The following is a 12421-nucleotide window of genomic DNA, read 5'->3' as shown; positions in this document are numbered from 1 at the left end:
TTAAATAAATAAACAATAAATGTTATCTTGAAGCTTTAGGTTTCCCTTTTGCCGATTTTTTATTAGATTTTGGTCCAACTTTAGACATTGCACATCTAAAACCAATATCATCTGTTGAAATTTCTTGTGGAAAGTATCTTCTTTGAGCAGGATCTAACCAATAAGCTCTATCTCTCCAAGAACCTCCTTTATAAACTCTAACATTGTCATCTATAAGAGTTGTTCTTTTCGATGATTTGTCATATTTTCTAATCATTTCAGATGATGCAGTATCAACACTAACTTGATGTTGTGGAGAATCATACATCTTTTTTGACTCAGCTACTTTTCCACCATCATCTTCTGCACCGAAGTCAAAGAAACGAGTTGATTGTTTATCTCCATCACGATAATTTCTATTATCACTTTTATCAAAATTTTGTCTCAAATAAGTCTCTTTTTCATCAACAGGTACTTGAGCAATTTGACCAGGATAATTTCTAGCAATTATTTTACCATTCGCTAATGTGTCATATTTTACACTTTCACTAGTAACAATTTCTACTTTACCATCTTCACCGATTTTATTTTTCATGTAAACGTTACCTCTATAATAGTTGAAGTCATTCGCTTCATCATCCACGATAGGGCGGTAAATATCTGCTACCCACTCATTTACATTTCCAGCCATATCATACAAACCAAAATCATTTGGCGGATATGACTTAACTACTTGCGTAATATCAGCACCATCATCAGACCAACCAGCAATTCCGCCGTAGTCACCTTTTCCTTGTTTAAAGTTTGCTAACTGATCACCTTTTACGGCTCTTTTCCCTGAACGGGTATAACTACCAGACCATGGGTATTTCTTCTTACCTTGATAAAGATTATACTCTCTATTACCAACATTTGCAACAGCGGCATATTCCCATTCTGCTTCAGTTGGAAGTCTATATTCAGGCTGAATTAATCCTGAAGTTCTCTGTGCGTAAACATTTTTTTGCTCAACTGTCTCTCCTTCACGATTGGTTGAAGGTTTAGACTTACCACCTTTACCTTTAAGAACAATTTCTTCATCACCTCCATAAGTAAGTGTAGGAGAATTAATATAAGTTTCTGTGCTAAATGATTTTTCTGCCGTAGCATCCATTAATTTAGCATCCTTTTTAAGGTATTTATTTTTCTCTAAGATGTCTTCATTGACACGGTCTGTTCTCCATTTACAAAACTCTACCGCTTGAATCCAGTTCACACCTACTACGGGATAATCCTTGTAAGCAGGATGTCTCAAGTAATTATTTGTCATAGTTTCATTATACCCAAGACGATCTCTCCAAACAAGTGTGTCAGGCAAAGCTCCAACATAAATATTCTTGTAGTTGTCTTGATTTGGATCAAAAATTCTTTTTAACCAGTCTAAATACTCCATGTACATTAGATTGGTTACTTCACTTTCGTCCATGAAAAATGACTGAACATGTTGCTGATTTGGCGAATTATTCCAATCATGCATTACATCATCTTGAACTCTTCCCATAGTAAAAGTTCCACCTTCAATTGCAATAAGACCGGGGGCAGCATCTTGTTTTTTGAAGTTAGAAGCGTACTGAAAACCACCTTTTTTGTCGTTGATTTTCCAACCGGTTGCAGTTGAAGAATTTTTAGAGTTTGACTTTTTACTACAACTAGTAAAACCAAACATAACTACTAACATTAGTAGCAGTTTTAAAGTCACATTTTTGTTTACTTTCATACTTTTAAGTAGGTAAAATTTAGTGCCGCAATATAGGAATTAACCTTTATATTACAACAGTTTTTTAAAAATATTGTCAAAAATACAAATTTAGCGTTTTTTAACAAACTTATAACGCAAAAAATATTTATTTAGTATGTGTAAAAAAACATTGAAAAAATTATACATTGTAATAAATTTGCAGACCTTACGTTTATTCCTAGATATGAAAAAGATTTTACTCCTTTATATAGCTTTTAACACCTTATTTTTTTATGCTCAGAACTCTGTAAAGCTAGATGTTTCTTGGCAAGAGAATAAAAAATTGATTTTTGACACCTATAACCTATCTATTCCTCAATTTCAATTTGCTAATTTTTATTTTAACGATGTTGACAGGTCAATTTATTTTAATTACAAACTAACCGTTACAACTCCAATCGAGGAAAAATCGTTACAGATTTCGTCTGTTATTTATGAATCTATTTCACAAAATGAACTGGGCGATTTGACAATAAAAAACATTCCAAACAGCATAAATGCCTCTATAAAGAATGGAAACGCAAGAGGTTTGAAACAAATTTTATTCTCTTTTTCACCTATAATAAAAACAAATGAGGGTTTTAAAAAAGTAAAATCATTAACTTTCAGTTATGCCAATTCTACTTCTGTAAATTTAAAAAATGAAACAACTTTTGATTTTAATTCAATTCAAAATTCAGTTTTAGCTTCCGGAGATTGGTATCGATTTTATATTGAAAAGTCAGGCGTTTATAAAATTTCCAAGAATTTCTTAAACCAATTGGGTATGAATACGAATGTTAATCCTCAAAAAATTAAAATTTATGGCAATGGAGGCCGAATGATTCCTTTATTAAATAGTGTTGAATACCCCTCTGATTTAGCAGAAAATGCAATCCAATTTATTGGAGAAGAAGACGGTGTTTTTAATAATGAGGATTACATTATATTTTATGCAGAAGGTGTTGACCAATGGAGCACTGAAAGTTTGACTAATTTAAATCTTTACGACACAAAATCATATTATTATGTAACTACACAAGGTGATAATGGTAAAAGGATACCTAATATCGTTCAGCCTGAAGGTGCTCCTACTAATGTTTTTACTACTTTTGATGATTATCAATTTTATGAAAAAGACCTTAACAACATTGGCAAAATTGGAAGAAATTGGTATGGTGAACAATTTGTTTCCCAAACACCACTAACTTTTGATTTTACTTTTCCTAATATTGACACAACCAGCCCAATATCAATTACAGTAAACTCCGCAGCGGTTTCCTTTTCCAATTCCAATTTAAAAATAAAAGCAGGAGGACAAGAACAAACTGCTACCTTTAGTGCTATCCCTTCAAATAGCGGCACTCTTTTTTCTACTGCAAACAACAACCTTAACATCACTGCAATTGAAAACATTACAGTAGAACTCACTTACAATAATAGTGGCGTGCCTAGTGCTAAAGGATATTTAAACTTTATAACCTCAAAAGCAAAGAGAAACTTAAAGGGATTTGGTAAACAATTTAGTTTTCAAAATTTGGCATCCGGTTCACAACTAGGAATTGGAGAATATCAACTTACGAATGCTTCTGCCATTTCTCAAGTCTGGGATATAACTTCAATTTATGATGTAAGTAAAATAGAAAATACTGGCTTAGCTAATTTTACCTTCAAAGCAAACTTAGGAGAAGTCAGAAAATATATTGCGATTGATCCAGCTGATTATTATACACCTTTAAAAGAATCGCAAACAAAAGTTATCAATCAAAATATTAAAGGCACTATTTTCAATAACAATCAAGGTCAGTTTGAAGATATCGATTATATCATTATTACTCCCTCAAATTTAGCTTCAGAAGCAGAAAGGTTGGCACAATTTCACAGAGTAAATTCTCAATTAAATGTAAAAGTCATCACACTTGATAAAATTTATCAGGAATTTTCAGCAGGCAAACAAGATATTGGTGCTATTAGAAACCTAATCAAATACGTTTATTATAATGCCTCATCTGCTGAAAAAAGAATAAAATACTTAAATCTTTTTGGTGATGCTTCCTATGATTACAAAAATCGAATTCCAAACAACACAAACATTGTCCCGATTTTTCACAGCCTAGTGAGTAATTCATTGTTAAGCTCAACGATGTCCGATGATTTTTATACTATGATGGACCCTAATGAAGGATTAATGACTTCAGGAGCTGATGGTTTAGACCTTGCGGTAGGAAGAATGTTGGTTTCTAATTTGCAAGACGCTAAGGAATTAGTAGATAAAGTTCTTGAATACCACGATATTAAATCTTATGGCAGATGGCGTAACTTATTTACATTAGTCTCTGACGATGTCGATGAAAGTTGGGAAAGCGTTATTCAACAACAATTGGACAACTTAGGAAATACAATCAGTATTGAAAATCCATACGTAAATGTAATGAAGTACCATTCTGATTCTTTTGTTCAAGAAGCATCAGCTGGTGGTCAACGTTATCCGAAAGTTAAACAAGAATTGAAAAATGCAATAGAACAAGGTTCATTGGTATTTAATTATTTTGGTCATGGTGGAGAAGACCAATTAGCCTCTGAACGACTTTTCGAAAAAACAGATGCTCAAAACTTAAATAATCGATACCGATACCCATTATTTGTGACCGTAACCTGTGAATTTACCAGATTCGACAATCCCTATAGACCAACAGCAGGAGAATACACCTATTGGAATCCGAAAGGTGGTGCCATTTCATTGGTTACAACAACACGGCAAATTGGCGTTCAAACAGGACAGGATATAAATAATTTTTTCTCCGCCTATTTATACGGATTTAATTCTACCGAAGAATTATCTATTGCAGAAGCACTAAGAAGAGCAAAAAACGACTACAATAGCAGTACATTGATGGTGTTTTACATTGGTGATCCGGCCATCATTTTACCCATTCCTAAACCAAAAATTGTTTTAACAAAAGTAAACGACACCCCTATTGAATCTTCTACATTCATATTCAATGCATTAAGCAAAGTTAAGCTAACCGGTGAAGTTAGAAATTTAAATGGTGATGCTCTTCTAAATGACTATAATGGCGATATTGCTATTCAGGTTTTTGATAAAAACATTAACAGAAACACCTTAGGAAATGATGGAACAACAAATGGTTCGGGATTAATTATCATGAATTTTCAAACTCTAGGAGAAACTATTTTTAGAGGAAATGCCACTGTTTCAAATGGATTATTTGAATTTGAATTCATTGTTCCTCGTGACATTAGTGTTCCTGTTGGAAATGGCAGAATCAGTTTCTATGCTAAAACGCAACAGCCAACGCTGCAAAATCAATCCGGTTATGATACTTCTATTAAAATTGGAGGTATAAATGCAAATGCTCCGGAGGATAACGTTGGGCCAACCGTTCGATTATACATGAATGACGAAACTTTTATTTCCGGTGGAATCACTAACGAAAATCCCATATTTTTAGCCTTTTTGGAAGATGAAAACGGAATCAATACAGCTAGTGGAATCGGACATGATATTGTAGCTATTTTAGATGGCGACGAAAACAAACCCTATATTTTAAATGACTACTACGAAACAGAGTTAAATAATTATAAAAAAGGAAGAGTTAGGTTTCCGTTTTTTAATTTGGCGACAGGACTTCATACAATAACTTTTAGAGCATGGGACGTTTATAATAATCCTATTTCAGCAGAAATTCAATTTATTGTTGTGGGTGAAGATTCCATCAGTCTTACAAATGTTTTGAACTATCCAAACCCTTTTGTTAATTACACACAATTCTGGTTTTCACATAATCATCCTTTTGAACCTTTAGATGTTCAAGTCCAAATTTTCACAATTACCGGAAAAGTTGTAAAAACTATCAATCAAGTCGTAAATACCGATGGTTTTCTATCAAGAGAAATTACATGGGATGGAAAAGATGATTTTGGTGACCGAATTGGCAAAGGAGTTTACATTTATAAACTAACAGTCAAATCCAGCATCACTAATAAAAAGTCCGAAAAAATTGAAAAACTTGTAATCCTTTAAGAAAACACTATATTTGTTAATTATTATCCAGCTTTTATAATGAAAAAAATAACCGTAATTTTAATTTGCATCCTTGCTTATAACAACACATTTGCTCAAGATAGAGTAATTACTACAGCAGTACCCTTTTTATTAATTGCCGCAGATGCAAGGTCTGCCAGTATGGGAGACATTGGTATAGCAACTTCTGCCGATGCTTTTTCTCAACAATGGAATCCTGCTAAATATGCCTTTGCAATTGATAAAGTTGGAGTCGGTGTAAGTTATACCCCTTATTTAACTGACCTTGTTAATGACATTTCATTAGGTCAATTAAACTACTATAACAGAATTAATGAAAGAAGTGCTTTTGCCGGAAGCCTACGTTATTTTGGTTTAGGTGATATTGAGCTTAGAGAAAATTATGACGATGTACCAATAATCGTAAGTCCAAATGAATTAGCACTTGATGTTTCTTATTCATTGCAGCTGAGCTCTAGTTTTTCTATGGCTGTTGCTGCACGATATATTCGTTCACAATTAAAAATTCCGGATGCCTCGGGTGATGCTTCAGCCGCAAGTACTTTTGCCGTTGATGTAGCCGGTTATTTTCAATCTGAAGAAGTGGCTTTTGACGATTTCAACGGTCGTTGGAGAGCTGGATTCAATTTTCAAAATATGGGTCCAAAAATGAATTATAATGCTGATGTTTCTGATTTAACCTCGAATTTTCTACCTGCGAATATGAAATTAGGAGGTGGATTTGATTTTATTTTCGACGAATACAATAAAATCACGTTGAATGCTGAAATAAACAAATTAATGGTTCCAACACCTCAAGAAGTTACAGATGTCAATGGAGATGGTGTTATAGACGGATTAGACCAAACTATTGTTAATGACGAATATAACAGTATCGGATGGGTTTCAGGAATGTTTCAATCCTTCACCGATGCTCCAGATGGATTTAGTGAAGAGTTAAAAGAAATTACTTGGGCATTAGGAACCGAATATTCCTATCAAGATGCCTTTTTATTTCGCCTTGGGTATTTTCATGAGAGTCCGGAAAAAGGAGCAAGACAATTTTTCTCTTTTGGTGCCGGATTTAAATACAATGTAGTAAAAATTGATGTATCCTATTTAATGTCTGCTTCAAATGTTAAAAACCCATTAGAAAACACGTTACGTTTTACGCTGACGTTTAATTTTGGAGATAAATATGATGAATACTAGAATGAAAAAATAATAAAAAATTAATCCAAATTTCTAACTCGAGATTTGGATTTTTTTTCCCCCTTACTTTATGAAAAAAATTACTATCACAACTGTATTTTCAGTTTTTGACAACAAAGAACAACTTCCAGAAGAAATAAAAAATCTAATGGAATTGGCTATTGAAATCAGAAAAAAAGCATATGCTCCTTACTCCAAATTCAGAGTTGGTGCTGCCATTTTACTAGACAATGGAAAAATTGTTTTAGGTTCTAATCAGGAAAATGCTGCCTACCCTTCTGGTCTTTGTGCAGAACGTGTGGCTATCTTTCAGGCAGGAGCAATTTATCCGGACGCTAAAATCTTGAAATTAGCCATAACTGCAACTGCCGATGAAAAACCGGTTAACTCACCCATTCCGCCCTGCGGCTCGTGTCGTCAATCAATTGCTGAATACGAATTTAAACAAAATACCCCAATTGAAATATTTTTCATGGGTGAATCCGGAGAAGTTTACAAATCCGATTCACTTACCAATTTATTGCCATTAGTTTTCGATAAAAACTATTTGTAAATAAAATTTCATAACGATAACGTTATCGTAAATAACTTTTTATAAAGTTTATCATTTTAATTCGATTATATTTTTACATCTACTAAGGATGTCTTATTTTTGCTATTCGCAATTTTATTATTATAATATACTTGAGAAAAAACAATTCAAACAAAAAGATTCAAGAAATAAAAAAATGAAAAAAATCACCAAAGAAGTTTACCTGCAATGGTATGAAGACATGCAGTTTTGGAGAAAATTTGAAGACAAATTAGCTGCCGTTTACATCCAACAAAAAGTTCGAGGATTTCTACATTTATATAACGGTCAAGAAGCTGTTTTGGCAGGTGCTATACATGCAATGGACTTATCTAAAGATAAAATGATTACAGCCTACAGAAACCATGTTCAACCAATTGCAATGGGTGTTGACCCGAAAAAAGTAATGGCGGAGCTTTACGGTAAAGTAACCGGAACTTCTAAAGGAATGGGTGGATCTATGCACATTTTCTCTAAAGAACATGGTTTCTTTGGCGGGCATGGAATTGTTGGAGCTCAAATACCTGTTGGAGCAGGAATGGCCTTTGCTGATAAATATTTTAACACCGGGGGTGTAACTTTAACCTATTTTGGTGATGGTGCCGCTCGTCAAGGTTCATTACACGAAGCTTTTAATATGGCCATGTTATGGAAACTTCCTGTAGTTTTTATTTGTGAAAACAATGGTTACGCTATGGGAACTTCTGTTGAAAGAACTGCAAATCACACTGATGTATGGAAACTTGGTTTAGGATATGAAATGCCGTGTGGACCAGTTGACGGAATGAATCCTGTAAAAGTAGCTGAAGCCATGCACGAAGCCATTGAAAGAGCTCGTAGAGGTGATGGACCAACTTTCTTGGAAATGAAAACATACCGATACAGAGGTCACTCAATGTCAGATGCTCAATTATACAGAAGTAAAGATGAAGTTGAAGAGTATAAAAAAATTGACCCAATAACACAAGTTTTAGATATTATCAAAGAAAACAATTATGCAACAGAAGCAGAAATTGAAGCAATTGATGAACGAGTAAAACACTTAGTTGAAGAGTGTGAAAAATTCGCTGATGAATCACCATATCCTGAAGTACAACAAATGTATGATGTGGTATATGACCAAGAAAATTATCCATTTATATCTCATAAACTATAACAGCTATGGCAGAAATTATAACAATGCCGCGTTTAAGTGACACAATGACCGAAGGAGTTGTAGCTACTTGGCTTAAAAAAGTTGGAGACACAATAAAAGAAGGTGATATTTTAGCTGAAATTGAAACAGATAAAGCGACAATGGAGTTTGAATCATTTCATTCAGGAACCTTATTACACATAGGTATTCAAGAAGGACAATCGGCTCCGGTTGATTCACTTTTAGCAATTATTGGTAAAGACGGGGAAGACATTTCAGGTTTATTGGTCGGAGGAAGTGCTCCAAAAATTGAAGAATCAAAATCAGAAACACCAAAAACTGAAGAAACTAAACCACAAGTTGCAACGGCAATTCCTGCGGGTGTTATTGTAGTTACAATGCCTCGTTTAAGTGATACGATGACTGAAGGAACTGTCGCTACTTGGTTAAAAAAGATAGGTGATGCTGTAAAAGAAGGCGATATTCTCGCCGAAATTGAAACAGACAAAGCCACCATGGAATTTGAATCTTTTAATGCCGGTACATTATTGTACATTGGTATTCAAGAAGGACAATCTGCTCCTGTTGATAGTGTTCTAGCTATTATCGGACCAGCCGGAACGGATGTTTCCGGAATTGCAGAAAACTATACCAAAGGTGGTAGTGATACTCCTAAAACTGAAAAAGTTGAAGCAACAAAAGAAACTCAGCCTGAATCAAAACAAGAAACTGAAACAACAACAAACGGTGGTAGAATTTTTGCTTCACCATTAGCTCGACAAATTGCTAAAGACAAAGGAATAAACCTTTCCCAAGTGAAAGGATCAGGAGAAAATGGCAGAATTGTAAAAAATGATGTAGAAAACTTTACGGCTTCAGCTACACCAGTAACTCCAGCTTCTACAACGGAAACTGTTACTTCAAGTACACAACCTGCTGTTCAACCATTTGTTCCTGCTGGCGAATCTTTTTCAGAAGAAGTGAAAAATTCACAGATGCGTAAAACTATTGCTCGTCGTCTTTCTGAATCTAAATTTACGGCTCCACATTACTACTTAACAATTGAAGTTGCAATGGACGAGGCTATGAAATCAAGAGCAACTATAAATTCAATTCCTGACACGAAAGTATCGTTTAATGATATGGTCGTAAAAGCTTGTGCAATGGCGTTGAAAAAACATCCAAGAGTAAATTCTCAGTGGAATGAAGAAGCAACTGTCATTAATTATCATGTAAACATTGGCGTTGCAGTAGCTGTTGAAGACGGATTAGTTGTCCCTGTTTTGAAATTCACAGACCAAATGAGTTTAACACAAATTGGTTTAGCTGTGAAAGATTTAGCAGGAAGAGCTAAAAACAAAAAACTTCAACCTGCCGAAATGGAAGGTAGTACTTTCACAGTTTCAAACTTAGGAATGTTTGGTATTACTGAATTTACCTCAATCATCAACCAACCAAATTCTGCAATTCTTTCAGTAGGTGCAATCATCGAAAAACCGGTTGTTAAAGATGGACAGATTGTTGTTGGAAATACTATGAAAGTAACTTTAGCTTGTGACCACAGAACGGTTGATGGTGCAACGGGAGCTCAATTTCTTCAGACGTTACGTACGTATTTAGAAAATCCGGTGACTATGTTGGCATAGATTTAGCCGAATATATAATTAAAAGCGAGTTCAATTTGATCTCGCTTTTTTATTGTTTATTCTTCTCCTCAATCCACTTCGCCATATACTTCGTGCTCTGCAAAAAATGATGCATCAATAATAATCCGGTAAAATTATCATTTCGATACTTTTCCAAATTTTCAAACTTATCCAATACAAATGCAAGAAAAGTATCCTCAAACAAATCTTTCGAAAAACAATGCTTTACAATTTCAAAACCATTTTGTTGAGCTTGTAACCAAATTGGTTTATTCTGATATAATTCAATTGCTTTTTCAGCAAAATCATCCGGTGAATCGGTTACAAATCCATTCCCCAAAAAATCACCATTCATTGCTTCTGCACCTATTGACGAAGTTATACTTGGTGTACCAAATTCCATCGCTTCCAATAATTTCCCTTTGATTCCGGCTCCAAAACGAATAGGAGCTAACAACACTTTTGCCTTAGAAATCATTTCAAAAGAACTTGCTGCTCTGCCATGAACATAAAAATTCATCTTCGGTTGGTGCAATGAAAATATTTTTTGCGTCGGATAAGCACCGTAAATATGCATTTTTGTTTCTGGTAATTTTTCAAATATTAACGACCAAATAACTTCCTTCAAATAAACAACCGTGTCGTGATTGGGTGCGTGTAAAAAATTACCAATAAATACAAAATCACTTCGTTCTTCAAAAGTTGGTAAATTCACGGTTTTATTTTCAACCCAAATCGGCAAATAAAATAAAAGAAACTTCGGTACTTTAAAATGCGTTTGTAACAATTCCATTTCAAATTTCGAAACTATCAACGTAATATCACATCGATAAATACTAGCAATTTCCCGCTTTGCTAAATCATTGTTCAAATCAAACGGATTGTTTTTCAAAACAGTCAATCGTCGGGCTTCACGCAAACAATGCAAATCTTCCGAATCCAGCATTCGCATGGCATTCGGACATTGTTGAGCCACACGCCACCCAAATTGTTCTTCTGTCATAAATCGATCAAACAAAACCAAATCAGGTTGCAATTCCCTCACAAAATCATCAAAAGAAGTACAATTTAATGCAATTTGCTTTCGTTCGACATCATTCAACTCTTCTGAAAATTCAGTTTCCGAAGCCGTACTTGCAAACATAATTTCCGCTCCTTTCTCCTTAAAAAAAGAAATCAACTGCATCATCCTATTTCCGGCGGCAGACGATTTCGGCTCCGGCCAAACAAAACCAATAATTAAAATCCGTTTATTTTCAAATGCATTCATCGCACTAAAATAGTAATTAATGAGCCAATTCTATTCAAATAAAAAGCATTATTTTTGTATCAAATCAAGTGAATCATGTTAGGATTAAAACTCAAAACCGACCCACGTTGGGCCAATATTGCCGAATCAAACCTCGAAGAAATTTTATCCGATCATTGCTGGTGCGAACAAAAAGCAGCTTCTAATGCACTTTACATCATCACCAACAATTCTGAAAATGTTGAATTAGTCACCGAAATGGCCAAAATTGCCATCGAAGAAATGGAACATTTTCAAATGGTACACAACATCATTCAAGAACGTGGCTTTGAATTTGGTCGAGAAGTAAAAGACGACTATGTCAACCAGCTTATTAAATTTACCAAAAAAGGCGGTACCCGAAACGATGCATTAATTGAACGTTTACTTTTTGCTGCTATGATTGAAGCCCGAAGTTGTGAACGTTTTAAAGTGCTTTCCGAAAACATCAAAGACAAAAAATTAGCAGAATTTTACCGAGAATTAATGATTAGTGAGGCTAATCACTATACAACTTTTTTAAAATTTGCCCGTAAATATTCCGAAAAAGTAAATGTAGACAAACGTTGGCAAGAATGGCTCGAATTTGAAGGAGAACTAATTACCAATTATGGGAAAAAAGAAACTGTTCATGGTTAATTATGAATTGAACTAAACAACTAGTTTCATATATTTCAAGCCTTAAAAACATTTAATTATCGTAGTTTAGAATACTTAAATTAATTACTGTGTTTTTCATTAAACCAAAGGTTTAATAGTGATTCATTTCTTCCAGACTCAATATCATTT

8 protein-coding genes are annotated in these 12421 nt (G+C 34.1%); 6 read left to right on the top strand and 2 right to left on the bottom strand.

Annotation, left to right across the window (positions count from 1 at the left end; genetic code table 11):
* Window positions 1-22 precede the first annotated feature (22 nt).
* A complete protein-coding gene (gene gldJ, locus C0512_RS07075; RefSeq protein WP_290860055.1) occupies window positions 23-1735 on the bottom strand; it encodes a gliding motility lipoprotein GldJ in 1713 nt (570 codons plus the stop codon).
* 205 nt (window positions 1736-1940) lie between these two features.
* Between gldJ and porU the strand changes: the two genes are divergently transcribed.
* From porU to C0512_RS07050, 5 genes are all read left to right on the top strand, one after another.
* A complete protein-coding gene (gene porU, locus C0512_RS07070) occupies window positions 1941-5780 on the top strand; it encodes a type IX secretion system sortase PorU (RefSeq protein ID WP_290860053.1) in 3840 nt (1279 codons plus the stop codon).
* A 39-nt stretch (window positions 5781-5819) separates the two neighbouring features.
* A complete protein-coding gene (gene porV / locus C0512_RS07065) occupies window positions 5820-6992 on the top strand; it encodes a type IX secretion system outer membrane channel protein PorV (RefSeq protein ID WP_290860052.1) in 1173 nt (390 codons plus the stop codon).
* 70 nt (window positions 6993-7062) lie between these two features.
* Entirely contained in the window at window positions 7063-7545 is a 483-nt protein-coding gene (gene cdd / locus C0512_RS07060; protein ID WP_290860050.1) for a cytidine deaminase, read from the top strand.
* A 175-nt stretch (window positions 7546-7720) separates the two neighbouring features.
* Window positions 7721-8719, top strand: a complete 999-nt coding sequence (gene pdhA, locus C0512_RS07055) for a pyruvate dehydrogenase (acetyl-transferring) E1 component subunit alpha (RefSeq protein WP_290860048.1) — start codon at window positions 7721-7723, stop codon at window positions 8717-8719.
* Window positions 8720-8724: 5 nt separating this feature from the next.
* Window positions 8725-10344 carry a pyruvate dehydrogenase complex dihydrolipoamide acetyltransferase gene (locus C0512_RS07050; protein ID WP_290860046.1) on the top strand — a complete coding sequence of 540 codons (1620 nt, stop codon included), beginning with the start codon at window positions 8725-8727 and terminating at the stop codon, window positions 10342-10344.
* A gap of 49 nt (window positions 10345-10393) precedes the next feature.
* Here the strand turns inward: C0512_RS07050 and C0512_RS07045 are convergent, their stop codons facing one another.
* Complete coding sequence (locus tag C0512_RS07045; RefSeq protein ID WP_290860044.1) at window positions 10394-11614, bottom strand: glycosyltransferase family 4 protein; 1221 nt, start codon at window positions 11612-11614, stop codon at window positions 10394-10396.
* A 75-nt stretch (window positions 11615-11689) separates the two neighbouring features.
* On the opposite strand from C0512_RS07045, the gene C0512_RS07040 reads away from it, so the two are divergent.
* On the top strand, window positions 11690-12271 hold the full coding sequence (locus tag C0512_RS07040; RefSeq protein ID WP_290860042.1) for a tRNA-(ms[2]io[6]A)-hydroxylase: 582 nt from the start codon (window positions 11690-11692) through the stop codon (window positions 12269-12271).
* Window positions 12272-12421: the final 150 nt, after the last annotated feature.

This window comes from Flavobacterium sp., assembly GCF_013822155.1.
Classification (GTDB): domain Bacteria; phylum Bacteroidota; class Bacteroidia; order Flavobacteriales; family Flavobacteriaceae; genus Flavobacterium.
This window is presented reverse-complemented; position numbering and strand designations above follow the sequence as displayed.

Bases quoted from the DNA above. Each gene is read 5' to 3' on its own strand.
- porV (WP_290860052.1), top strand. From the start codon at position 5,820: ATGAAAAAAATAACCGTAATTTTAATTTGCATCCTTGCTTATAACAAC.
- C0512_RS07040 (WP_290860042.1), top strand. From the start codon at position 11,690: ATGTTAGGATTAAAACTCAAAACCGACCCACGTTGGGCCAATATTGCC.
- porU (WP_290860053.1), top strand. From the start codon at position 1,941: ATGAAAAAGATTTTACTCCTTTATATAGCTTTTAACACCTTATTTTTT.
- cdd (WP_290860050.1), top strand. From the start codon at position 7,063: ATGAAAAAAATTACTATCACAACTGTATTTTCAGTTTTTGACAACAAA.
- gldJ (WP_290860055.1), bottom strand. From the start codon at position 1,735: ATGAAAGTAAACAAAAATGTGACTTTAAAACTGCTACTAATGTTAGTA.
- C0512_RS07045 (WP_290860044.1), bottom strand. From the start codon at position 11,614: ATGAATGCATTTGAAAATAAACGGATTTTAATTATTGGTTTTGTTTGG.
- C0512_RS07050 (WP_290860046.1), top strand. From the start codon at position 8,725: ATGGCAGAAATTATAACAATGCCGCGTTTAAGTGACACAATGACCGAA.
- pdhA (WP_290860048.1), top strand. From the start codon at position 7,721: ATGAAAAAAATCACCAAAGAAGTTTACCTGCAATGGTATGAAGACATG.